At 66.4% G+C, this 21,752-nt stretch carries 29 protein-coding genes and 3 pseudogenes; 14 read left to right on the top strand and 18 right to left on the bottom strand.

The features are described from left to right. Positions 1-72: 72 nt before the first annotated feature. Positions 73-765 carry a pyridoxal-dependent decarboxylase gene (locus tag VB777_RS05290; RefSeq protein WP_323247529.1) on the bottom strand — a complete coding sequence of 231 codons (693 nt, stop codon included), beginning with the start codon at positions 763-765 and terminating at the stop codon, positions 73-75. Between the two features lie 72 nt (positions 766-837). On the opposite strand from VB777_RS05290, the gene VB777_RS05285 reads away from it, so the two are divergent. After that, positions 838-1,773, top strand: coding sequence for a carbon-nitrogen hydrolase family protein (locus tag VB777_RS05285; protein ID WP_322756947.1), 936 nt, complete (start codon positions 838-840; stop codon positions 1,771-1,773). Positions 1,774-1,882: 109 nt separating this feature from the next. Here the strand turns inward: VB777_RS05285 and VB777_RS05280 are convergent, their stop codons facing one another. Beyond that, complete coding sequence (locus VB777_RS05280) at positions 1,883-2,215, bottom strand: ArsR/SmtB family transcription factor (RefSeq protein WP_197155509.1); 333 nt, start codon at positions 2,213-2,215, stop codon at positions 1,883-1,885. A 104-nt stretch (positions 2,216-2,319) separates the two neighbouring features. Between VB777_RS05280 and VB777_RS05275 the strand changes: the two genes are divergently transcribed. Together VB777_RS05275 and VB777_RS05270 are read left to right on the top strand one after the other, a co-directional pair. Further along, positions 2,320-2,571: a hypothetical protein gene (locus VB777_RS05275; protein ID WP_323247525.1), complete on the top strand. Its 252-nt coding sequence runs from the start codon at positions 2,320-2,322 to the stop codon at positions 2,569-2,571. Positions 2,572-2,641: 70 nt separating this feature from the next. Continuing rightward, positions 2,642-2,938, top strand: a complete 297-nt coding sequence (locus tag VB777_RS05270; RefSeq protein ID WP_197155513.1) for a hypothetical protein — start codon at positions 2,642-2,644, stop codon at positions 2,936-2,938. A gap of 21 nt (positions 2,939-2,959) precedes the next feature. On the opposite strand, the gene VB777_RS05265 is transcribed toward VB777_RS05270, so the two are convergent. The 3 genes from VB777_RS05265 to VB777_RS05255 all read right to left on the bottom strand — a co-directional run bounded on the left by VB777_RS05265 (position 2,960) and on the right by VB777_RS05255 (position 4,183). Next, the gene (locus VB777_RS05265) at positions 2,960-3,175 is read right to left on the bottom strand and encodes a chlorophyll a/b-binding protein (RefSeq protein ID WP_323247522.1); all 216 of its coding nucleotides are present in this window, start codon (positions 3,173-3,175) and stop codon (positions 2,960-2,962) included. Between the two features lie 71 nt (positions 3,176-3,246). Further along, positions 3,247-3,519 (bottom strand): hypothetical protein, encoded by a 273-nt coding sequence (locus tag VB777_RS05260; protein ID WP_323247520.1) that lies wholly within the window; start codon positions 3,517-3,519, stop codon positions 3,247-3,249. A gap of 244 nt (positions 3,520-3,763) precedes the next feature. Further along, positions 3,764-4,183, bottom strand: coding sequence for a hypothetical protein (locus tag VB777_RS05255; protein WP_197155519.1), 420 nt, complete (start codon positions 4,181-4,183; stop codon positions 3,764-3,766). Positions 4,184-4,409: 226 nt separating this feature from the next. Here VB777_RS05255 and VB777_RS05250 point away from each other — a divergent pair, with 226 nt between their 5' ends. Continuing rightward, the gene (locus tag VB777_RS05250; protein WP_197170212.1) at positions 4,410-4,553 is read left to right on the top strand and encodes a chlorophyll a/b-binding protein; all 144 of its coding nucleotides are present in this window, start codon (positions 4,410-4,412) and stop codon (positions 4,551-4,553) included. Between the two features lie 255 nt (positions 4,554-4,808). Here VB777_RS05250 and VB777_RS05245 read toward each other — a convergent pair whose 3' ends face one another. Next, positions 4,809-5,183, bottom strand: a complete 375-nt coding sequence (locus tag VB777_RS05245; RefSeq protein WP_322756944.1) for a DoxX family protein — start codon at positions 5,181-5,183, stop codon at positions 4,809-4,811. A gap of 448 nt (positions 5,184-5,631) precedes the next feature. Between VB777_RS05245 and VB777_RS05240 the strand changes: the two genes are divergently transcribed. Both VB777_RS05240 and VB777_RS05235 read left to right on the top strand, forming a co-directional pair. Beyond that, positions 5,632-6,168 (top strand): thermonuclease family protein, encoded by a 537-nt coding sequence (locus VB777_RS05240; protein ID WP_322756943.1) that lies wholly within the window; start codon positions 5,632-5,634, stop codon positions 6,166-6,168. A 522-nt stretch (positions 6,169-6,690) separates the two neighbouring features. Beyond that, positions 6,691-7,854, top strand: a complete 1,164-nt coding sequence (locus VB777_RS05235; protein ID WP_323247518.1) for a serine hydrolase domain-containing protein — start codon at positions 6,691-6,693, stop codon at positions 7,852-7,854. Positions 7,855-8,016: 162 nt separating this feature from the next. On the opposite strand, the gene VB777_RS05230 is transcribed toward VB777_RS05235, so the two are convergent. Further along, a complete protein-coding gene (locus VB777_RS05230; RefSeq protein ID WP_323247515.1) occupies positions 8,017-11,196 on the bottom strand; it encodes an efflux RND transporter permease subunit in 3,180 nt (1,059 codons plus the stop codon). Further along, positions 11,196-12,443, bottom strand: coding sequence for an efflux RND transporter periplasmic adaptor subunit (locus VB777_RS05225; protein WP_323247512.1), 1,248 nt, complete (start codon positions 12,441-12,443; stop codon positions 11,196-11,198). Before VB777_RS05225 ends, VB777_RS05230 begins: the two co-directional genes overlap by 1 nt. A 189-nt stretch (positions 12,444-12,632) precedes the next feature. Here VB777_RS05225 and VB777_RS05220 point away from each other — a divergent pair, with 189 nt between their 5' ends. Together VB777_RS05220 and VB777_RS05215 are read left to right on the top strand one after the other, a co-directional pair. After that, positions 12,633-13,178: a PadR family transcriptional regulator gene (locus VB777_RS05220; protein WP_323247510.1), complete on the top strand. Its 546-nt coding sequence runs from the start codon at positions 12,633-12,635 to the stop codon at positions 13,176-13,178. A gap of 157 nt (positions 13,179-13,335) precedes the next feature. Next, entirely contained in the window at positions 13,336-15,009 is a 1,674-nt protein-coding gene (locus VB777_RS05215) for a protein adenylyltransferase SelO family protein (RefSeq protein ID WP_323247508.1), read from the top strand. Here the strand turns inward: VB777_RS05215 and VB777_RS05210 are convergent. Beyond that, on the bottom strand, positions 14,991-15,170 hold the full coding sequence (locus VB777_RS05210; protein ID WP_323247506.1) for a hypothetical protein: 180 nt from the start codon (positions 15,168-15,170) through the stop codon (positions 14,991-14,993). The genes VB777_RS05215 and VB777_RS05210 overlap by 19 nt on opposite strands. Positions 15,171-15,186: 16 nt before the next feature. On the opposite strand from VB777_RS05210, the gene VB777_RS05205 reads away from it, so the two are divergent. The 3 genes from VB777_RS05205 to VB777_RS05195 are packed head-to-tail and all read left to right on the top strand — an operon-like array spanning position 15,187 to position 17,181. Continuing rightward, complete coding sequence (locus VB777_RS05205; protein WP_323247504.1) at positions 15,187-15,384, top strand: DUF3955 domain-containing protein; 198 nt, start codon at positions 15,187-15,189, stop codon at positions 15,382-15,384. Positions 15,385-15,425: 41 nt separating this feature from the next. Next, the gene (locus VB777_RS05200; protein WP_323247502.1) at positions 15,426-16,028 is read left to right on the top strand and encodes an SH3 domain-containing protein; all 603 of its coding nucleotides are present in this window, start codon (positions 15,426-15,428) and stop codon (positions 16,026-16,028) included. Between the two features lie 28 nt (positions 16,029-16,056). Continuing rightward, the gene (locus VB777_RS05195) at positions 16,057-17,181 is read left to right on the top strand and encodes an AAA family ATPase (protein WP_323247500.1); all 1,125 of its coding nucleotides are present in this window, start codon (positions 16,057-16,059) and stop codon (positions 17,179-17,181) included. Positions 17,182-17,521: 340 nt separating this feature from the next. On the opposite strand, the gene VB777_RS05190 is transcribed toward VB777_RS05195, so the two are convergent. Then, positions 17,522-17,722 (bottom strand): hypothetical protein, encoded by a 201-nt coding sequence (locus VB777_RS05190; protein ID WP_323247498.1) that lies wholly within the window; start codon positions 17,720-17,722, stop codon positions 17,522-17,524. Between the two features lie 213 nt (positions 17,723-17,935). Between VB777_RS05190 and VB777_RS05185 the strand changes: the two genes are divergently transcribed. The 3 genes from VB777_RS05185 to VB777_RS17360 all read left to right on the top strand — a co-directional run bounded on the left by VB777_RS05185 (position 17,936) and on the right by VB777_RS17360 (position 19,301). Further along, on the top strand, positions 17,936-18,394 hold the full coding sequence (locus tag VB777_RS05185) for a hypothetical protein (RefSeq protein WP_323247497.1): 459 nt from the start codon (positions 17,936-17,938) through the stop codon (positions 18,392-18,394). After that, positions 18,391-18,771: a hypothetical protein gene (locus VB777_RS05180; protein WP_323247496.1), complete on the top strand. Its 381-nt coding sequence runs from the start codon at positions 18,391-18,393 to the stop codon at positions 18,769-18,771. The genes VB777_RS05185 and VB777_RS05180 overlap by 4 nt, the downstream gene beginning before the upstream one ends. 137 nt (positions 18,772-18,908) lie before the next feature. Then, complete coding sequence (locus tag VB777_RS17360; protein WP_416238309.1) at positions 18,909-19,301, top strand: Uma2 family endonuclease; 393 nt, start codon at positions 18,909-18,911, stop codon at positions 19,299-19,301. On the opposite strand, the gene VB777_RS05170 is transcribed toward VB777_RS17360, so the two are convergent. The 8 genes and pseudogenes from VB777_RS05170 to VB777_RS05135 form a co-directional block, all read right to left on the bottom strand. Continuing rightward, a complete protein-coding gene (locus tag VB777_RS05170; RefSeq protein WP_323247494.1) occupies positions 19,273-19,572 on the bottom strand; it encodes a DUF86 domain-containing protein in 300 nt (99 codons plus the stop codon). The two genes, VB777_RS17360 and VB777_RS05170, sit on opposite strands and share 29 nt — an antisense overlap. A 40-nt stretch (positions 19,573-19,612) precedes the next feature. Further along, positions 19,613-20,011 carry a nucleotidyltransferase family protein gene (locus tag VB777_RS05165; RefSeq protein ID WP_323247492.1) on the bottom strand — a complete coding sequence of 133 codons (399 nt, stop codon included), beginning with the start codon at positions 20,009-20,011 and terminating at the stop codon, positions 19,613-19,615. Then, a pseudogene (locus tag VB777_RS05160) lies at positions 19,951-20,268 on the bottom strand (hypothetical protein); the annotation flags it as partial. The pseudogene VB777_RS05160 and the gene VB777_RS05165, both read right to left, overlap by 61 nt. A 109-nt stretch (positions 20,269-20,377) precedes the next feature. Next, positions 20,378-20,596 (bottom strand): type II toxin-antitoxin system HicB family antitoxin, encoded by a 219-nt coding sequence (locus VB777_RS05155; RefSeq protein WP_323247490.1) that lies wholly within the window; start codon positions 20,594-20,596, stop codon positions 20,378-20,380. Positions 20,597-20,716: 120 nt separating this feature from the next. Next, positions 20,717-21,055: pseudogene (locus VB777_RS05150) on the bottom strand (hypothetical protein); the annotation flags it as partial. Position 21,056: 1 nt separating this feature from the next. Further along, on the bottom strand, positions 21,057-21,350 hold the full coding sequence (locus VB777_RS05145) for a DUF5615 family PIN-like protein (protein WP_323247488.1): 294 nt from the start codon (positions 21,348-21,350) through the stop codon (positions 21,057-21,059). Between the two features lie 47 nt (positions 21,351-21,397). Beyond that, positions 21,398-21,616: a DUF433 domain-containing protein gene (locus VB777_RS05140; protein WP_322756935.1), complete on the bottom strand. Its 219-nt coding sequence runs from the start codon at positions 21,614-21,616 to the stop codon at positions 21,398-21,400. Positions 21,617-21,625: 9 nt separating this feature from the next. Beyond that, positions 21,626-21,752 (bottom strand): annotated as a pseudogene (locus VB777_RS05135) (IS630 family transposase); the annotation flags it as partial.

Below are 21,752 nucleotides of genomic sequence, written 5' to 3'. Positions count from 1 at the left end.
CGAGATGCCATCGCTGTTGCCGAATCCCTGAATCGGCTGTCATCGATCGTGGTGTCTGTGGTCGCTCGTTGATCAACGATCAGGGGTGGAATGCTGCGCTGCTACGTCACGGCCCCTGAACGGGTACCTTCCATCGAACGTGCTGCCCACGATGCCGACCACACCGATGGTGTTCTCGTCGCATTGCTTCAGGGCTTCCTCGGGAGTGAGGTGCAACCGGTTCTGCTCCAGGGGCACCAGCCGCGGTTCCACATCGAAATAGGTGCAGAACTTCTCCCAGCAGACCTGGGTGTTGATCCCCATCACCAGGTTGGGGCGCGAGGCGTCCAGACCAGCTCCCCGGCGACGCTCCCGCCAGCGCCACTTGAGAGCCAGTCCCCCCAGCATGCAGCCTTCACTGGAGCCTGTGGTGGAGGTACCAATCGCTTGATCAGGATCGGGCGCATGCCAGAGATCGGCCAGAATCTTCAGACAACGCTCCTCGAGTTCAGCGGTCTGGGGATATTCATCCTTGTCGATCATGTTCTTGTCGGCGCATTCCTCCATCAGGCGCCGCGCCTCGGGCTCCATCCAGGTGCCCACAAAGGTGGCCAGATTCAGCCGTGCATTGCCATCCAGCATCAGATGGTCGTGCACCAGCTGATAGGTCAGGTCTGCCGGCAAGCCCTCTTCGCTCAGGCGGTCGCGGGGTACGTCTGCAGCCGGCTTCTGATGACGGAGGCGGCTGCCAAGCTGGGACGTGAGATCCAGCTGAGACGAACGCATGCGCTGGGCCACTGAAGATTGCCTGCAGGGTTGTCTCAGTATTTAAGTCGGAAGGCATCCCCCCATCGGCCCATGGTTCCTCACCATCGCCTGCTCAGTTACACCCTGACCCAGCCACCAGCGGCCGGGGAGGGCATCAGGCTCGGTCTCTGGCAAGGCACGGGTTCGGCTGCCACAGCTGATGCGGTGGAGGAGAACCTCCTGCGTCTGGAGCAAGTCTGTACCCATGCTGCCAGCCTTGGGGTGCAGCTGCTGGCCTTCCCGGAGCTCTACCTGAGCGGTTACATCGTGACGCCGGATCTGGCCCGGCAGCTGGCGGAGCCGCTGGATGGAACCAGTCTCCAGAGGGTGGCGGCAGCCGCCCGCAGGAACGGGCTGGCGGTGGCCTGTCCCTATCCGGAACGGGCTGTGGTGGCCGGAGAGGAGCGCTTCTACGACGCCATTGCCCTGTTCGATCACAGCGGCCGCCTGTTACGCAACTACCGAAAAACCCATCTGTGGGGACCCGATGAAAAACGCTGCTGGCATCCTGGGTACCTGCATCCTGAAGAGGGCCCTGCCTTTTCGGTGCACCCGGTGAACGGGATCTCCGTGGGCTTGCTCAACTGCTACGAAGCCGAGTTCCCCGAGCTCTCCCGGCGACTGGCACTGGAGGGGGCCCAGCTGATTCTGATTCCGACGGCCGCCGACACCTGGGCTGAGCTGAGCACTGGCCAGCGGACGACCCAGCCGTACCCCGATGTCTCGAGAACCCTGGTGCCGGCCCATGCCTTCCAGAACGGCTGCTTCGTGGCCTACGCCAACCGCTGCGGGGAAGAACACGTCAATGGTCAGGTCAAGGCGGCGTATCTGGGCAACAGCATCATTTGCGGGCCCCACGGCGACACTCTGGTGGCTGCCCGTGCCGAGCCCACACTGTTGATGGCTGACTGCCTTCCTGGTGACTACGGCCCAAGCCATCCAGAAAACACCACCTATCTCAAGGATCGGCGCACGGATTTGTATTGAAACCGGCCTCCCCGGCAGCGGGCACCCGACCAGCCACGAGACCGGCCAGCCGGGCGACATGGCTTGGCCGGCTGGTGCTCAGCTCACTGGATCGCCGGTGTGATGGTGCTCATGGGCAGGGGGTAGCGGGCGTGCTGCACTGGGCACCCAGCTCCGCCAGCCAACCGCGCAGCTGTTCGATCGCTTCAGAGCGCAGGCGGTAGTAGATCCAGCGGCCCTCCTGACGGTCGTCCAGCAGCCCGGCCTGCTTGAGCACCTTGAGGTGGAAGGAGAGCTTCGACTGGGCCAGGCCGAGGTCGGTGGTGAGATCACAGACGCAGCGCTCGCCGCTGCCGAGGGTTTCGATCACCCGCAGGCGCAGGGGATCGGCGAGGGCCTTGAGCAGCGCTCGGGCCTGGTCGGCCTGCAGAGAAGAGCGGGCAACAGCGCCGGGAGAGCTCATGTGCATAGCGATACCTATTTAATCAATTCTAGTTGATTTATGGTCGGCACACCCCGTGCCTTCCGGATGACGATCGGCATCAACGGCTTCGGTCGCATCGGTGCATGAACCAGCACACCGATCCCACCGCCGTGCCCTGCAAGGCTGCCGGTGTCGACCTGATGCTCGACTGCAGCGGTCGGTTCAAGACAGCCGAAACCCTTAGGCCCGACTGCGCCGAACCGGGTCTGAAGCGGGTGATCGTGGCCTGCCCCGTGAAGGGGGTGATCGCTGGCGAGGAGGCGCTGAACGTGGAATTCGGCCCCGTCACCAAGCTCGGTGGTGCTCGGCACTGCTGGTGGGGCTGTCGAAGCTGAGCAGCCTGCGGCTGCCGGTGCCGCAGGGCTGACGCTCCGCCGCCAGAGTGCAGGACCCATCCCCTGATCGATGACGCCGACCCGTGAGCAAATCCTTGCTGCCTCCGCCGGCTGGGTGGCGGTTGTCCTGAATGTTCTCCCCGGCCTCGGGGCCGGCTATCTCTATCAACGCCGCTGGAAGGCATACTGGATCACATCAGCTCTCGCCACCGCCTGGTTCGTATCTGGAGCCGTGTTGGGCCAGAACGCCGATGCGGCAGCCGAGGCTCAGAACCAGTTGGTGGGGCTGATCGGTCTGGTGCTGTTGGCCACCGTCACCGCAGCAGAGGCGGGCCTGGCCGTAAAGCGGGTCCGACAGAGCAGCTGACGATGGGTCTGCGGAGGGCTCTCAGCCCAGGTACCAGCGCAGCAGCGCCAACACCTGCCCGGCTGGCCCATGACCCGTGATCCACTCACCAGCAACCGCCGCAGCAAAACCGAGCATGGCGACGCGGCCATTGAGCCGCTCCACGCCTGCCAACGCTGCTGCATTCCAGGGTCGGCTGGTGGTGAGTCCTTCTCCGAACCGCTCCAGCGGCTCGTAGTGGAACGAACGGTCAGACAAGGGAGTGCTGCGGAGGTGCTCAGAGCCTATGGGTCCGCCTGCGCGGGCCTGCTCACAGAGGATGTCAGTGGTCACAATCCAGGGAGGCGATGCGCAGCTCCTGGAGGGTGCGTTGTACGGGCGCGAGGAATGGGAGGAGGGCCAGGCTCTGCCCCAGAGCTGCCGCCACCGCAGTTGAGGGTGTTGATCGCGGCGAAGAAGGGCTCTGAATCACCGGCCGGGCGCGACGGCACCACCACCACGGCCACGGCCACGGCCACCGCCCCGGCATCGTCGAAACTCACGATTGTCAGCCGGTCGGAAGCGGTGAGCTGCTCCATCAACCGCTCGGTGAGACACTGCAACCAGCGGAGACACCGTTCTCCCGGGTGCGGGGATCGAGACGGTGCCGCTGATGAGACGCTTCATCCCTCGCAGCCAAGCCAGCGGCTGGCCGCCATGTGGCTGGCTGCCACCGGAATGCGACGAAGCGCGAGATGGGGGAGACGGGGAGCCCAGGGAATCAGACCCCTGAGGAGCAACGCGCGCAGAGGAGCGGGTCGCGGAAGGAGCATGAAGCGATTGAAGGTACGCAAGAGCCGGCTTGCCTCAACCCGGATTGGCGCTGTCTTCCGCATGGGCCCGCAGCTCTGCGAGGCCATAGACCCCGCGATCGTCAGACAACGTTTCGGGTTGCAGCAGGGGAAGCAAACCCGGCCCACCAGGAGGGGAAAGGGCTGGCCACAGCGTTTCAGCGTCTGTAGAGACCAGCCCCCGGAGCTCCGAAGCCAGCACCAGGAAGAACACCGGCACCGGATGCAGGCCCACCAGCACCACCGGGATTGCCGAGCGGACGCCGCTCCAGCCCAGCGCCAGCCTCACCGAAACCGGCCCCCGGCAAGACACCCGCACCCGAGGCCGGCCCACCGAAACCACCGGCACCCACTCCGGGTTCTCGATCCAGTCCTGCCCCTGCCGCTCCGAACCCAGCACCGGGAGCCAGTCCAGCTCCTGAAGCAGGACCCCCAAGACCGCCTGGATTCGGCCTGGCCAGCCCCGATCCAGGCGCTGACAGGGAGAAGGCCAGGCCAGCGGCCATCACAAGCCAGACGTTGCGGATTCCGGTCATGGCTCAGACCTGGCGGATGCCCTCAAGACCTAGCAAGGGCTTCTGATCGGGGCCGGCCAGATCAGACAGGCTCCGACCCGATCGCTTCAAAATCTGTTACAATTCACGAAACAAACCGCAATACCCATGACTGACTCTTCGACCCGCTTCGGCTTTGTGGCCTTCGCCGAGACCTGGAACGGCCGCCTGGCCATGCTCGGTTTCGTGATCGGCCTGGGCACCGAGCTGCTCACCGGCCAGGGCATCCTGTCCCAGATCGGTCTGGGTTGATCATCATGAGTACCGATTACACCGCTGCCATCACCGGCCTGATTGCTCTGGTCGTGGTTCTCACCGGGATGGTGACCTTTGTGCTCAGCCGCCCCAGCGATCTGGCACCGACGAACTCCCGCTGATCTTCCAGAGCTTCGCCCTGGCATGAATTCCTGACAACCCCTGGGCACAGCCTAGGGGTTTTCCGATTTCCAACTCTGGGGCAATTCCTTCCCTGGCTCCATCGCTCCGGTCGCAGGGCTTGGCAGCTGTTCAGCCTTTGTTGTGCTGATCAGCCACCAGCAGAAGACCACCCATGATCGCCAGGTTCTTGAGCAGCTGAATCCGCTCGCCGCTGTCATTCACATCAGCGTGGAAGAGCAGCGTGGTGGGTACAAGAAACACCAGCAGCAGCACCGCTCCCAGTCGTGCTTTCCAGCCGCTGATCACCAGCACTGAGCCTACGGCCATCAAGGCCATGGCGATCCCCAGCAACAACGGTGCCAGCGGCAATCCCTTGGCGGCAATGGCACCAGCCACGCCGGTGAAGCCCGTCAGCTTGCCGATCACCGCATGGATGAACACCAGGCACAGCAGCACCCGCGCGATTCGGTTCAGCAGGGAGAGACCCGATGGCTGCGCACGCATGGGTGTCGGTTCGTTGTGACGGCATTGTGGGGTGCCGCGCACTCCCTGGGTGTGCAGAATCCGGCTCTGCAACAACACACGACTGGCTTGCAGCTCACCGCCACCGAGCTTGGATGGAGGATGGTGTGAGCGGAGCTCCTGACGCTGGCACCTGGGGCCAGAGATCCAGTGGGGCTTCCCGTCGGATCCTGGGCACCTAGCTGGAGCGGTGGCTTCTGGGCCGGGCTCGTGAACGGTGCCATGGACGGGTGCCATGGACGGGTGCCATGGACGGCGACGTTGACACATGCCAGGGAAGCCAGTGATCCGTTGAAAGTGATGGAGCAGGGGCCGGATCGTCAGCGCACTCCTGGCTGTTGCTGGGGTGGGGTGTCATCCATGGTCTGGAGTCTTCCGATTTCGATGGATTCACGATCGGACGGGCGACGGCCTCGGGCAATCGCGGTACATGCCTGACATCCAGACTGTGGCGATGGCCCGCACCCTTCTTCCACTGCCTGGCCTTCTGGGGTTGGTCACCCTGTTGATGCCGTTGGCCGGCGCCCAGACGGCTCAGCCCCCGATCAGTCGTGCCACGGTGCTCTCGATCGGCGATGGCGACACGATCCGTGTCAAGCAGGCCGGCCGGGTGATCACGGTGCGGCTGGCCTGCATCGATGCACCGGAGATGGATCAGAGCCCCTACGGCCCTCAGGCCCGCCGGTACCTGCAGATGCGTCTGCCGATCGGCACGCCGGTGGCGCTGGCGGTGAAAGCAACTGACCGCTACGGCCGCACCGTGGCCGAAGTGATCGGCGCGATCAACCTGGGTCTGGCGCTGGTGGAAGACGGCCAGGCCTTCGCTTACCGCAAGTACCTGGGCCAGTGCGACACCAAGGAGTATCTCGACGCTGAGTACCGGGCCTCCCGGCATCGTCATGGTGTGTGGCAGGTGCCTGGAGGGATCACCAGGCCCTGGGTGTTCAGACGGAAGGGATCGTTTTAATCGCCACCGCCACCTCCACCGCCGACTCCGACTCCGGCTCCGGATCGAACGCCGAAGCAATCGGCTGAAGCTGGCGTCAACTTCCTGGTAGGGGGGCACCCGCCTGCCGCGCTCAAGGTGGTGGATCCAGCACTGCCCCGTGGATGAGGATTCGCGGGTGAGGCTCTGGCTCTCCCAGCAGCCGCTCGCTCTTCTTGAGGGTGACGAAGCACACGTCACAACGCGTCGCCTCATCGAAGCTGGAGATTCCTGCGAAGCTGCACCCAGGCTGTGCAGGATCTTCCTTGGCGTCGGTCAAGGTCACGTCGCTTGATCCGATGCGCAGTGGTCCATGCAAGGCATGATTCGCCCAGCCCGATCGTGATGGATCCCGGTGGTTTCTCGATGAAGCGACAAGGCGACGTAGCGTTGCCTCTTCCTGCTCGAGCGGGTATGGATGGCCGCTGGTTCGCCCTACGGGCCAGGCGCGTCCTGGGCGGTGTGCTCGCGTTCTGCCTGAGCGGAGCTGACCCCGTCTGGGCCATGCAGGCCAGCGAGGCAGCCGCGGCGGATTCGCCCCAGGCGGCCGCCATCCTGCGGATCGTTCGCAACCGTATGGCTGTTGATCACCTGCGGGCGGTGATTGTGCGCGTCACGATCGACGGCAAGGAGGTTGTCACCGAGGCGATGGGCGAGTCGATCACGGGCGTGCCCGCCACGGAGGGCATGCATTTCCGCAACGGTGCGGTCGCCATCTCCTACGTGGCGACGCTGCTGCTGCAACTGGTCGACGAGCACAAGGTGCGTCTCGACGACAAGCTCTCGACCTGGCTGCCGGACATCCCGAATGCGGATCGGGTCACGCTCGGCCAGCTCGCCCAGATGACCTCCGGCTACCGCGACTACGTGATCGGCAACGACGCGTTCGTCCAGGCTCTGCTCGAAAACCCGTTCCGTCAGTTTTCGGTACAGGATCTGCTCTCCTACGCGAACCTTCAGACGCTCTGGTACGAGCCCGGAACGAGCTGGAATTACGCGCACACGAATTACGTTCTCCTCGGTCTGGCGCTGGAGAGAATCACGGGCAAGACCATGCCCGTGCTGATGCAGGAGCGGATCTTCGGACCCCTGAACATCCGTAACACCCGGGATCCCGGCGGCACGCCCGTGATCGCGCCGCCGGTGCTTCACGCCTTCTCGTCGGAACGGCGCCAGGCCCTCGGCATCGCCCCAGGAACGCGCTTCTACGAGGAGTCGACCTACTGGAACCCGTCGTGGACTCTCAGCCGCGGAGCGGTCCAGTACACCACCATCCACGACATGGCGACGTCCGCCGAGGCGATCGGGACGGGTCGGCTGTTGTCGCCGGAGACCCACAGGCAGCAGATCGCTCCGAAGCTTCGGGGCTTCGGCAAGCCGATCGAGGGCTGTGCGACCTGCGCCACCCTCAACGACTTCTACACCTATGGGATCGGGATCGTCCTCTCGGGCCCCTGGCTGCTGCAGAACCCGCTGTTCTCTGGACAGGCCGGGGTGATGGCCTACCTGCCCTCGCAGAAGATCGCGATTGCGGTGGCGGTCACCTTCGACGAGGAGGCCTTTGACTCCAGCGGTGCGTACCGCAACTCAGCTGATGACATCTTTCGCGCGATCGGCGCCTACCTGGCGCCGGAGGAACGCCCGCCCATCAGGCCCAGCAGCCGGTAGAACTCCTCCAGGACGTCGTTGACGAAGAAGTGATCATCCCCCTGGATCCCGTCACCGTGGCCAGCCTCGATGTCACACCGCCACCGCCAGCTGCGGATTGAACTCCGCAGGGATCGGCTGCTGCTGAATGAATCCAGGAGATGGCGAAGGAGGGTGCGAAGGTCATTCTGGTTTCCTTCCCAGAGCATCAGCTGATCCACGGCTTCGTTCACGTGGATGATGCGGTTTCACCAACCGTGATGATCGCGCTTGCGGTGCTGCGGACGCTGTTGTGGGCACTGGACACAGCGTGCCCCGCATCAGCAGGCTGTGGGCGGCCGGCACATAGAACAGGGCCAGGGCGGTGGCCCCCAGCAGACCGCCCGACACCGCGATCGCCAGCGGCGGCCAGAAGCCGGTGGGATCCAGCATCAGCGGCAGGAAGCCGGTCACGGTGGTGAGCGTGGTGGTGATCACGTGGCGGGTGGCGTGCAGCACAACGGTGGTGGTGGCGGCAGGGTCGCCGCTGGCGGCGAGTGGATCGGTGCGGATGGCGTTGAGCACCACGATCGCGTCGTTGATCGCCAGGCCGATCAGGCCGAGCGTGCCCAGGATGGCGGTGAAGCCGAACAACGATCCGCTCAGCTTCAGGGCCAGGGCCGCCAGACCGACCGACAGCAACGCCACCGAGGCGATCAGAGCCGCCAGGCGGAAGGAGCGGAACGACAGCACCAGGGTGGCGGTCATCAGGATCGTCAGCACCCCCACCGTGGAGAGCAGGTTGGCGATGGCATCACCGCGGGCATCGGCTTCACCGCCGTAGGACAGCGTCACCCCGGCCGGCAGTTGCCAACCCTCCTGGTCCAGCTGCTGCCGGAACCCGCCCAGCACGGCATCGGGCAGCGACCCGGCGGAAAGAAAGGCCTGCACGGTGTTGATGCGCTGCCCGTCACGCCGATCGATGGAGGCCAGCTCCGGTTCCAGCCGCAGGCGTGCCAGGGCCGAGAGCGGCAGGCTGTCGCCACTGCTGGGAGACACCACATCCAGGGAGGCCATCTGCTGAAGATCCTCCCGCTGGGCTTCGGCCACCTGCACCCGCACCGGCAGGCTGGTGACGCCTTCGAGGATCGAACCGCCCACGACCCCTTCGAGGCCGGCCTGCAGTTGCCGGGCGATGGCGCGGTTGTTGAGGCCGCTGCGCTGGGCCTGCTGTTCATCCACCGCCAGGGCCAGACGGGGCAGGGCTTCGCTGAGGCTCGCACTCGTGTGGGTCACCGCCGCCTGTTGCGCCAGGCGCTGCCGCAGCTCATCACCGATCTGCCGCAGCTGCGTCAGGTCGGGGCCCTGCAGGCGCAGCTCGATCGGTGCCTCGAAGGGCGGACCCTGCTCCAGCTGCTTGACCAGCATCTGCGCTTCCGGGAAGGTCCGGTCCAGGCTCTCCTGAAGGGAGCGAAGGGTGTCGCGGAGGCGAGCGGTGCTGTGAAGCTGCACCAGGCCCTGGGCGTAATGGGGCGCGTTCTCCTGGGAGGCGACCACGTTGTAGAAGAACGGCGGCGCGCTCTCGCCCAGGAACCAGTGCACATCGGCGACGCCGGGATGCTCGCGCAGGCGCTGGCGGGCGGCCAACGCCAGCGCTTCGGTGCGGTCCAGGGTGCTCTGCTGCGGCAGGCGCATCTCGATCTGGAACTGGTCGCGGTTGGTGGGCGGAAAGAACTGCTGCTCGAGGCTGCCGAAGGCCACGAAGCCGAGCACCGGCAGCACCAGCGACAGGGCCACCCCCTGCCAGGGATGCCGCAGGGCGTGCTGCACGGTGCGGCGGTATCGGGTCGCGAGCAGGGGCAGCGACAGCCCCTGCTCCCACCAGCGCGCCCGTGGCCCCAGAGGCCGCCAGTGCTGCAGACGGGCGGTGAGCGCCGGGATCACAGTGAGGGAGAGGAACAGGGAACTGGCCAGCGCCAGGATCACCGTGAGGCCGATCGTGCCGATGAATTCCCCGGTGGCCCCCGGTGAGGTGGCGATCGGCACGAAGGCCAGCACCGTGGTGAGCGTGGCGGCCAGCATCGGCACCAGCAGGTAGCCCACCGACTGACGCACCGCGGCGCCGGCGGAGGCACCGCTGCGCAGGCGTTGCTGCATCTCATCGACCACCACGATGGCGTTGTCGATCAGCAGCCCCAGAGCGATCACCAGGCCGGTGGCTGACATCTGATGCAGAGGAATCGCCAGGAGCCGCATCCAGCCGAACACCATCAGGGCGGCGAGGGGCAGGGCCGTCCCCACCACCAGCGCCGCCCGGCCACCGAGCATCAGCACCGACACGGCCACCACCATCAGCGCGCCGGTGATCAGGTTGCCGATCACACCATCGAGGCGCTCCTGCACGTAGCGGCTCTGATCCAGCACCGTGTGCAGCCCGAGGCCTTCGGGCAGGGCTGCGCGAACCTCCTCCAGCTGCGCGCGCGCCTGCTGCGCCCAGCGGTCCACACGTTCACCGGAGGCCACCGTGGCCGACACCACCACGGCGGGATGGCCGTGCACCAGCGCCAGCCGACTGGCGGGGCTGCGCACGCCCCTGCTCACCGCCGCCACCTGCCCCAGGCGGGTGCTGGCGCCATCGGCGCCCGTTTGCACGGGGATGGCGCGGATGCGCTCCAGCGAATCCAGGGCGCCATCCACCTGGAGCAGCAGCGCGCTGCGAGCGCCCCGCACCTGCCCGGCCGCCTCCTTGGCATCACTGGCGGCGATGCGCTCGGAGAGGCCCTGGGCCGTGAGCCCGAGTCGGGCCAGGTCCCGGGCACCGATCGCCACCTGGATCTCCTCGTCTGGCTCGCCGCTGAGTTCCAGTTTGTCGGTGCCGGGAAGGGCGCGCAGGCGGGTTTCCAGATCCTCCGCCAGGCGGGCCAGCAGCCCCAGATTGGCGGGTCCGGGCAGGTCCCAGGTGAGCCCGACGATCAGGGCACTGGCGCCGATGTTGCCGTCGCGGAATTCCGGACCTGAGGCCTCTGGCGGCAGCAGGGGGGTGGCATTGTCGAGCTTGCTGCGCACCTTGCTCCAGGCCGGCTCCACATCTCGGATCGAATCCTTCAGAGCCACGGCGATCACTGAGGTGCCGGCGGACGAGGTGGAGTCGAGATGGTCCACCTCCTGCAGTTCCAGCAGGGCATCTTCGAGTGGTTCGGTGAGCAGCGATTCGACCCGCTCCGGCGTGGCCCCCGGCAGGGCGGTGATCACCAGGGCATTGCGCTGGGTGATCAGCGGATCCTCCAGCCGCGGCAGGGTGAGCAGCGACGACAACCCCCAGACCACCACCAGCAGCAGGGTGAGCAGCAGCAGCTGCCGGTTGCGATGAAAGAGATCGAGCATCAGATCGCTGCCTGCACCCATTGGCCCGGCACGACGCGATGGGTGCCGGTGGCGATCACCTGTTCACCGGGGCGAAGGGTGCCGCGCACCAGCGAGCGATCGCCTTCGGTGTGCACCATCTCCACCAGGCGCCGGGCCACCTGCCGTGCCGGTTGTGGGCCTTGCGCTGCAGCCGCCTTGCCTTGGGTCGTCGAAGCGGGCACGAGCACGAAGACCGACCAGAGGCCCCGTTCCGCTGCCACCAGGGCGTCGGTGGGCAGCCAGAAGCCCGCCCCCCGTTCGCTGCGCTGCAAGGAGAGGCGGGCCGTCGCTCCCACCGGCAGATCCGCTGCCGGCAACCGCAGGACCACCGTGGCCGTGCGGCTGCCGGCATCGAGTTGCGGCAGCACGGCGCTGATCGTGGCCGTGAGGCGGCGGTCGCCCACGCTCACAGGGTGGCTTTCGCCCACCCGCAGGACCTGGGCGACGTCCGGAGGCACCCCTACGCGCAGTTCACGGGGGGCGGCTTCCACCAGGGTGAGCAGTGCCTGGCCGCCACTCACCACCACACCCTCATCAATCAGGCGCTCGCTGACCGTGGCGGCGAAGGGGGCCACGAGCACGCTGCGGGCCAGGTCGACATCGATCTGGCGCAGGCGGGCGCTGAGGTCATCGACCTGGCTGTCGGCCTGATCGAGGCGGCTGACCAGTGCCGCGGCGCCATAGATCTGCTGGTCGAGGTCTTCGAGGGAGATCGCCCCCTGGGCATGGAGCTTGCGGCGGCGTTCCCGCTGCAGCTCCGCCAGGGTGAGCTGCTGGCGCACTTCCTGCACGGCGGCCCGGGCGGTGCGCTGCTGCGCCAGCAGCTGCTGGCGCTGAGCCAGCAGCCGGCGGTTGTCGAGGCGGGCCAGCGGCTGGCCGTCCAGCACCGGATCCCCCTCTTCCACCAGCACCTGGGCCACGGTGCCGGCGAGCTCGAAGCCGAGGCTGCTGCGGCGGCCGGCCACCACCTCGCCGCTGTACTCCCGGCTGGTGCGGTACTGACTCACAGGCTGTGCCGTGACCACGGACACGGGCAGGGCCCTGGCCACAGGCGGACGGGGACGCTGGGCGACGGCCAGGGCGAGGCCCATGGCGGCGGTGAGTGGCAGCAGCCAGCGCAGCTGGCGGGAGGGTAGATGCTGCAGCAGTTGCCGCAGGGCCGGGTGCCGCAGCTGCGGCGGCGCGTGGGCGCCTGGAGCAGGCAGGGCACCGGAGGCGGAATCCATGGCGGCACGGCGGTGAGACCAACGTTGCTAGGCAACGCGTTGGGTATTCGCGAAAGTGTATGCACAACAAGTTGACTAGGTCAACCGCGCCTGCGCGCTGCCGTCGTCGCCTCGGTGGTCGTCCCAGTGGTCGCGACGGGGGTGCGGGAGGAAGATCGGAAGGCCCAGCACCGCTGCCGATCGTTCCCCATGGCCCTGGCTCACACGATCCTCACGGTGCTGAGTGAGAAGCCCGCCAGCGGCTACGACATCAGCAAGCAGTTCGAGGAAACCGTCGTCTGCTACTGGAAGGCCACCCAACAGCAGATCTACCGGGAGCTGGGAAAGATGGAGCAGCAGGGGTGGGTCTGCTGCCAGGTGGTGCCGCAGCTGGGAAAGCCCGACCGCAAGGTCTACGCCATCACCGAGACGGGCCGACAGGAACTGAGCCGCTGGTCGGCGGAGCCCACATGGCCCACCCCGATCCGGGAGGACCTGCTGGTGCGGGTGCTGGGTGGTCCGTACGGATCGCGCACGCAACTGCTGGAGGAAGTGCAGCGCCGTCGCGCCATCCATGGCCAGCAGCTGGCCTCCTACCAGGAACACGAAGCGGAGGTCCTGGCCCACGCCGCGTTGCCCTTGCAGGAGCAGTTCCGCTATCTCACCCTGCGCCGCGGCATCCTTTACGAACAGGAGTGGATCCGCTGGTGCGATGAGGTGATCGCCTTCCTGGACGCGCAGCCGCCAGGCTGCTGAGGCGGGTTCAAGCGCGAACGCACCCTCAGACGGCGTGACACCTGCAGGGCCGCCGCTGATGGCGGCGGGCTCGCCAGGATGATGACCTCAGCGTCAGGGCCATGCCCAGGCGGCTCAACACCCCGAGAGACCAGTGCCGACAACAGTGACGAAAGGAGTGACGACCACCACCTTCGCGGAGTTTGCCCAAGGGGCCGACTATTCGCTGCTGGATGCACTGCAGCCGGATCCTCAGGCCAGCGGCGACGGCCACGATCACCAGCCCCGCCAGGTGTTCTCCGGTCATTACGTGCCGGTCACACCCACGGCGATTCCCGCGCCGGAGGTGGTGGCGCACAGCAGAACCCTGTTCCACGACCTGGGCCTGAGTGATGAGCTGGCCCACGACGACCAGTTCCGCCGTCTGTTTTCCGGCGACATCAGCGTGGCGCGGGAGCCGATGCGACCGTTTGGCTGGGCCACCGGTTATGCCCTCTCGATCTACGGCACCGAATACATCCAGCAGTGCCCGTTCGGCACCGGCAACGGCTACGGCGATGGCCGGGCCATTTCCGTGTTTGAAGGTGTGTTCAAGGGCAAACGCTGGGAGATGCAACTCAAAGGCGGTGGCCCCACGCCTTACTGCCGCGGCGCTGATGGACGCGCCGTGCTCCGCTCCAGCGTGCGCGAGTTTCTGGCGCAGGAGTTCATGCACGCCCTGGGGGTTCCCACCTCCCGCTCGCTGACGCTGTACATGTCGCGGGCCGAAACGGTGCGCCGGCCCTGGTATTCCCCGAACTCCCGGTCGTTCGATCCCGACATCCTGGTGGACAACCCAGCGGCGATCACCACCCGCGTGGCCCCCTCGTTTCTGCGGGTCGGCCAGCTGGAACTGTTCGCCCGTCGCGCCCGCAGCGGTGCGCACCCGGATGCACGGAACGAGCTGCGGATGATCGTGGCGCACCTGATCGAGCGGAACTACCGGCCGGAGATTGATCCGGCTCTGGAGTTCAGCGATCAGGTGGTGGAGCTGGCGCGATTGTTCCGCGGGCGGCTTACTTCCCTGGTGGCCCACTGGATGCGGGTGGGCTACTGCCAGGGCAATTTCAACAGCGACAACTGCGCCGCCGGTGGCTACACGCTCGACTACGGCCCGTTCGGCTTCTGCGAACGCTTTGATCCGCGCTTTCAGCCCTGGACCGGCGGCGGCGAGCATTTCTGCTTCTTCAACCAACCGGTGGCCGCCGAAGCCAACTACCAGATGTTCTGGGCCGCCATTCGGCTGCTGCTCGAGGGCAACACCGAGGCACAGGCAAGGCTGGATGCGATCCGCGACGGGTTCGCCGCAGCGATGCAGCAGGAGCTCGAGGCGATGTGGACCCGGAAGCTGGGCCTGGCCACCTACGACGCCGCGCTCGTGAACGAGCTGCTGGAGCTGCTGGTGCTCTCCAAGGTGGACTTCACGATCTTCTTCCGCAGGCTGTCCGAGATTCCCGAGCAACTCGCAAGCTTGCAGGAGAGCTTCTACCTGCCCAGCTCCGAGCAGCTCGATGCGCAATGGACCCACTGGCTGCAACGCTGGCGGGAGCGCCTCACGGCAGGCGGTGACCTCGAGGCGACAGCCGCCGCGATGAAGCGGGTGAACCCGGCGATCACCTGGCGCGAGTGGCTGATCGCCCCGGCTTATGAGAAGGCTGCGGAAGGTGATTTCAGCCTGGTGAGGGAACTGCAGGAGGTGTTCCGCCATCCCTACGACGAGCTGCCTCCGGAGCTGGAGGCGAGGTACGACCGCCTGAAGCCCCGGGAATTCTTCAACGCCGGGGGCGTGTCGCACTACAGCTGTTCGTCGTAGGGAGCACTCAGGGCAGCACCCGCTCGGCCAGCTGCTGCAGGCGACGGACGATCCACGCTGATCAAGGTGGCGGCTTCCCGCCGGGCCAGCGCCAGATCGAGATCAGCCAGGTGAGCGGGGTTCAGCGCAACACACTGGACGCACAGCGCTGGCGTACGCAAGCGGCAGGATGCCCCCATGAAGCTCCCCACTCTGATCGCCGTGCTCGCCCTGGCCGGGGCCGTGGCCACCGGCACGGCGTACCAGCTGCAGGGCCAGAGGATTGACGAGAACGGGATCCTGCGCGAGCCATTCGCCCTGATCCCCATCACCTACGCCCTGATCGCCATATCCGGTGTGAGTGCTGCGGTGAGCCTGGCCGGCCGGAAGCGCTGAAGCGCCCAAGGCCGACAATGCCAACGTTCCACCATCCCTCCATGCGTCTCCGTCGCGCCCTCACCCTCGCTCTCCTCAGCGCCGGCTGCATCGCCGCGCCCCTGGCTCTCCAGCACCCGGTGGCCGCGGCCCAGACCGTCGACTGCTGGATGAACGACAGCAAGCAGACCTGCACGATCCAGCCCTGGCGCAAGGGAGGCTTTGAGATCAGCTTCAGCGCCGGCGCCATCTACCGCTTCGTGCCGGCCGGGCCTCCCACCACCGACAGGCGCCCGATGCGCGATGAGCAGGGACGCCCCTGGCTGATGAGCGGCCATCACAGCTTCGAGCTGGTGGAGCAGGGCGGCGATGGCAACCGGATCTCGGTGTCGAGCGTGCGCAGCCAGCCGGCGGCAGCCGTGGATCACAGCGGCCATAGCAAGGTGAAGCTCAACGGGCACGGCCAGAACACGGTGACCCTCTACGCCCAGCCCAGTTTCGGCGCGGCGATCGCCGGCATGGGCGTGTCGGGCGAAACCCTCGACAAGCTCTCCTGCACCTCGAACAGCCAGGGCACCTGGTGCCGCGTGGGCTACCCGGGCCAGAGCGGCCGGGTGCTGTGGGTGCACGGGGATTCGCTGATCTACCTGGGCGACGGGGAATGACCCCGTCCTGACCGCCGCTGCCGCCACGATGACGATCCGCCATCTCGCGGTGAGTGGCTACCGCTCGCTGCAGAACGTGGTGCTCCCCCTCGACCGGCTGACGCTGGTGACTGGGGCCAACGGCAGCGGCAAGTCGAATCTCTACCGGGCCCTGAGCCTGATCGTGTCCGCGGCCCGTGGCGAGATGGTGGGGGCCCTGGCCCGGGAGGGCGGCCTGCCGGCGGTGCTGTGGGCCGGCCCTGAACGGCTGAGCCGCCAGATGCGGCAGGGGGAGCAGCCGGTGCAGGGGGGGCCGCGCCAGGCACCGGTGCGGCTGCGCCTGGGCTTTTCGGCCGATCCCTTCTCCTATGCGATCGAGCTGGGCTACCCCCAGGAGCGGCAGACGGCCTTCGCGCTCGATCCGGCCCTGAAGGGGGAATGGATCTGGGCCGGCGGCAGCTTCCACCCCCGCGCCGTGCTCAGCCGCTCGCGCGGGCAGGCCGATCCCGACCGGAGCCTGTTCCACAGCGGCGCCGATCCGCAGGAGCAGCCTGAGGTGCACCTGCTGCGTGAGCAGATCCTCAGCTGGCGCTTCTACGAAAGCTTCCGCACCGATGCCGGCGCGCCGGCGCGGCAGCCAAGGGTGGGCACCCGCTGCTTCGCCCTGGCCGGTGACGGCGGCGACCTGCCGGCGGCGGTGCAGACCATCCTGGAGAACGGCGACGGCGAAGGGTTGCAGCAGGCGATCGAGGATGCCTTCCCTGGGTGCCATCTGAGCGTGAGCACGGGGGAGGGGCTGTTCCGGCTGCGCTTCCATCAGCCGGGCCTGCTGCGGCCGCTGGATGCCGCGGAACTCTCGGACGGCACGCTGCGCTACATCCTGCTGACGGTGGCTCTGTTCAGCCCGCGCCTGCCGCCGCTGCTGGTGCTCAACGAACCGGAGAGCAGCCTTCACCCCGATCTGCTGGCGCCGCTGGCGCGGCTGATCCGTTCAGCGGCGGACCGTACGCAGGTGTGGGTGATCGCCCATGCCCCGGAGCTGATCGCCGCGCTCGCCGCTCAGGAGCGCTGCAGCCACGTGCGGCTGCAGCGGGAGCTCGGCGCCACGGTGGTGCAGGGGCAGACCACCCTGGAGCGGGGCGCCTGGCGCTGGCCGTCGTTCAGCGGTGGCTGACGATGACGTGAACGTGGGCTTCGGCGACAGGGCTTTCCGCTTCTCCGTTGCCAACCTGGGCCAGGTCGCGTGGCGAGCAGCCGGCCGGAGCCGATGGCTTGCCACAGCCGGTCTTTCTCCGGGTGAAGGGCACCGTTGAGCCAGCATTCGCGGCTGGTGGAAGAAGGGCCTCCAGGTGGGGGCGCCGCGCCCATGAAGGTGGTGCCGCTGCGGTTGAAAGCCGGTGATGATCTGTGCCTCAGCCTGGTGCGCACCACGGCCGAGCTGGTGGTGGGCCTGCTGCCGGAGTGGCGGTTCAGCCGGGAGCTGGATCCTTCCACCGGCCACCGCGAACGGCAGATCACTCCTCAGGATCCGCAGGGAGAGGCGGCAGCCGCCGCTCCACCTGCAGAAACACCAGCCAGGCCAGCCCGGCACTGATGCCGCCGGTCCAGTCGTTGTGGAGCAGCTCAACGACCGACACCGTGCTGGCGCCGATGCGCAGGCCGCGCAGCAGAAAGCGGCTGAACGTCTCCAGCCGGTGTGTGGCGGGCCTGGTCATCGGCGGCTCTTCAGGCAGACGGCGCCGGAGCGGAACGTGGGCGGCATTGTGCGCCATCACCCCACCAGCCTGCACAGCCAGGGGCTGACGATCGCGTTCCCATCGTTCGGACCAGGTTCGGACCAGGATGGTCTGGCTGGGTCCGTGCTGCGTGAAGAGGCACGGCAAGACCCGCCAGGATTGGGCAACCTGAAGCCAGCTGCACGAATCCCGGTGCCTCTTCGCTCGGCCACGGAGTTTCCGGTCACGCCCGATGCGGAGGCTCTTGAGACGACATACCAGGAATGCCGCGCAGCCCTCGTCTCGGCCAACCGCTCACGGGGGATCCTCAAGGCCCAGAGCGACCGGCGGGGGGTGGTGATCGCCGAGCTTCAGCGCGAACTGGTGGAGCTGGAGGCGGATCTGGCCGACGAGGCCCGGGCCAAGGCCCGGCTCCATGCCCTGAACGCCAGGCTCGGCACCGTGATCCGCGAACTGGAGGAAACGGGCGATGCGATGGTGGGGCTCATTGACGAGAGCGAGCACCAGAGCGGCTTCTGGCTCGTGGAGATGTTCCGCCGCTTGATCGAGCAGGCCAAGCGCTGGCGCACGGTGAAGGCCAGGGCCGCGGCGTTGGCTTCAGAAGCAGATGCGGTGCGGAATCCCTCCAAGCAACTCGGCGAAACGCCATGAGCACGGGTCCGTCGATCGCCGATCTTCTCGAGCAGACCAACCGGGACCTGGCGGGCACCGATGCCAGGGTGTACCGGCGGGTGGGCGCCCATCTCCAGCGGACTGGAACGGCCCTGCAGTCCCTGCAGGATCCCGAGGCGGCAGGAGCTCAGCCCAGGAACGCCCTGCTGGGGAAGGGCAGTTTCCTGAAGCAGTCTGTGGCGAGCCTGAAGCGGCTCTGCAGGGACCACGGGATCAAGGGCTACTCGAAGCTGCAGAAGGCTTCTCTGGCCAAGGTTCTGGAGCACCATGGCGTCACCCCGCCCCCTCCTCCCCTGGAGAGTTTCACGAAGAAGGAGCTGGTCGCGCTTGTGAAGCAGTTGCTGGGCGAGGGTTGAGGGCGGCGGCCACCTGAACCCTGCCTGAGGGCCATGCTCATTCTGCCTCGCCAACTCAGCGCAGCGCTGCGGCTCACGCCGGCCCAGTTCGCTGATCTCTGTGCGGCGAAACCGGACGGCGCAACAACGAGCTGGCTGTGCAGCTGGGTCTGTGGGCCAGCAGCCAGCCGGGCTGGTGCGTGTTCGACAGCTCCACGGGTTTCCTGCTGCCCGATGGCTCCGTGCTGAGCCCGGATGGCAGTGCGGTGCGGCTGGAGCGCTGGCAGGCCCTGACCCCGGCCGAGCGCCAGGGTTTTCCGCCCCTCTGCCCCGATCTGGTGGATGGTGCTCTGGCTCTCCCGAGGGAACAGGGAGGGACCAGGGCCAAGCAGCGGCACGAACAGCAGGTCGGTGTGGCTGGGTTCATGCCAGCGGACGCCTTCGCGGTGGATCCATGGGGGTCGTCGTGCAGGGGGACTCGCCAGAGCGCGACCCAGGCCATGAATGGGAATGCTGATCGTCTCAGGCCAGCACGACCTCAAGCTGAGTGATGAGCAGAGGCAGCTCCACTTGCACGACATCCCAGACCACATCAAGGTCGACACCGAGGTAGCCATGGATCAGCTGGTTGCGCATGGCCACGATCTCCCGCCAGGCGATCTCTGGATGGCCAAGCCTTACCTCAGGCGGGATGCGGGCTGCTGCTTCGCCGATGAGCTCGATGTTGCGGAGAAATGCGTCCTGAATCAGTTGGTTTTGGGCGAACTGGTCGCGGTTCAGGCCAGTGCAGTAGTCGACGGCTCGTCGTGCAAATTGATCCATGTCTTTTGCACAGAGCCGCCAGTCACGACCAGACGGGTGATCAGATGTTGATGGCATCAGCCTCCACGCTCTGCCGCAATTCCTGCCTGAGGGCCTGTTCCGTCACCAGGTCAACGGACCTTCCGAGAAGATCCTCCAGAAACACCTGCAGGCCGTAGAACCGCCTGGCAGTGGAGGGGGCTGCAAACGCCACCAGCAGATCCACATCGCTTTCTGGAGTGGCCGATCCCCGTGCCCATGAGCCGAAGATGCGGAGGCTGCGCACACCGAAGCGCTCACTCCAATCGGGCGCGTGCTCTCTGAGCAGGCGGATCAGGTCGTCGGCGGTCTCAGCCATTGCGCAGGAGATGGGGGAGGCGATCGGCAGTTGCTCGAACGCTAAACCGCCAACCCCATCCCCTGCATCCACCCCGACGGTATCGCCCGTTCCAACCGCCATCGAATCGCCATCGGCCGCTCCCCTTCCTGGCTCTACCAGTGAAACAGCGAGGGGCCCAGGGCCAGGTCGCGGTAGCGGGTGGAGGGGGAGAAAAGGGCTTCGCTCGTGTTGAGGGTCACGAACAGCAGATCGCACTGGCTGGGTTCGTGCCAGAGGACGACTTCGCGGTGGATCCAGGGGGCGTCGTCTGTGAAGCTGCCGAAACCGCAAGACTTCTGCTCAGCAGTGATACAGCCCTCAACTCGCACCGAGGCTGGCGAGAATCTTTCGGGCCAGCGGTTCTTTGATTTCGTTGTGTCTTGGGATGGCTTCCTTGGCTCCAGTCGCTCCCAGCCATGCGAAGACGCCGTTCCAGATCGCGGCGTTTCATCCGATCTGCAGGGGCATGCGCACGGCATCAGGTGGCAGGCCACGGCTGATATCAGCCTCACGATCCTCGAGGAGAAGCTGAATAGCGGCCTGCAGATCCTTTCTTGTTTCCTCCATGGTTTCTCCCTGGCCATTCGCGCCGGGAATCTCCAGACAGATCGCCCAGAAGCCACCCTCCGGAGCTGGCTCAATCACGGCAGTCAGTTCCCCCTTCATCAAACCCGCCTGTCCATTTACCACGTTCCAATCAGTTTAGGTGCATCAAAACGTGGCAGCAGCCATGGAGGTGACAAGGCGCCTTCTTCTTTATCTTCTGAAGCGTTCCCCCCCCCCCCCTCAAACCGCCAACGCCATGGCCGGCATCCACGCCGCCGGTATCAGCCTCTCCAACCGCCACCGAATCGCCATCGGCCTCTCCCCTTCGTGGCTCTCGCAGCGGGCAAAACCCAGACACCGGAACGGCTCGGTGACTGTGCCCTGCCTGCGGTGCTCGCGCACGTAGCCACAGGCTTCTGCGAAGCAGTACAGCAGCACCCGTGAACCCCGCGTCTCGTGGTGGATGTACCGCTGGCCGCTGGGGGAGGCGGCTGTGGTGATGCTCTGGCTCTCCCAGAGGAACAGGGAGGGGCCCAGGGCCAGGTCGCGGGTGCGGGTGGTGGGGGAGAAGAGGGCGTCGTCAGGCAGATGAGCGAACTTCTACCCATGGCTCTCCTTCATGAAGGCTGGTGATGGCCTGATCAAGCGTTCGCAGCAGGACTGCTTGAAGAGCCTTGTTGGAAGTGTTTCCCACACGAAGCCAGATCACCTGTGGTGGGGGGCCTTGCTTGAAGAGAAGAGCGAGGAAGTCGCGATCTTTCGTCATCACAACGGCACCTGCGGTCTTCGCGTGGGCGAAGATGTCACGGTCTTCGGCATCTCTGAGGCCGAGATTCCTGACAGGCACGGCTTGGATGTGAGGCCATTGCGCCATGATCCAGGTCGCCAGGGCTGGCGAGAGCTGGGCATCAAGCCAGAGAATCAGGCCACCAGAACCGGGTGATCCAATTCGCGAGCGGCATAGGTGAGAGCAGCCTGTAGATCTTCGGGCTCAAGATCCGGTAGCTCGGCAAGGATCTGGTCGGGGCTGAGACCGGCCGCGTAGAGATCAAGCACATCGCTCACGCGGATCCGCATCCCCCGGATGCATGGCTTGCCGCCGCATTGTGCAGGGTTGTAGGTGATGCGCGAATCATTCATGGCATCAATCTAGTGTGCCGTCCCGGAGATTTGTGAGCAAAGTCGCTGGAGCTTTTCAAGTATTGAGTCCGCCGTCGCGGTCCAGTTGAACGGCGCCTTGGTCTTGTTGTAGGCCGCCACGAACTGCTCGATTTTG

It is taken from the genome of Synechococcus sp. CCY9202 (assembly GCF_034931685.1).
Classification (GTDB): Bacteria; Cyanobacteriota; Cyanobacteriia; order PCC-6307; family Cyanobiaceae; genus CBW1002.
Note: the sequence above shows the minus strand (reverse complement) of the source record. Positions and strands in the feature narration are given on the sequence as shown.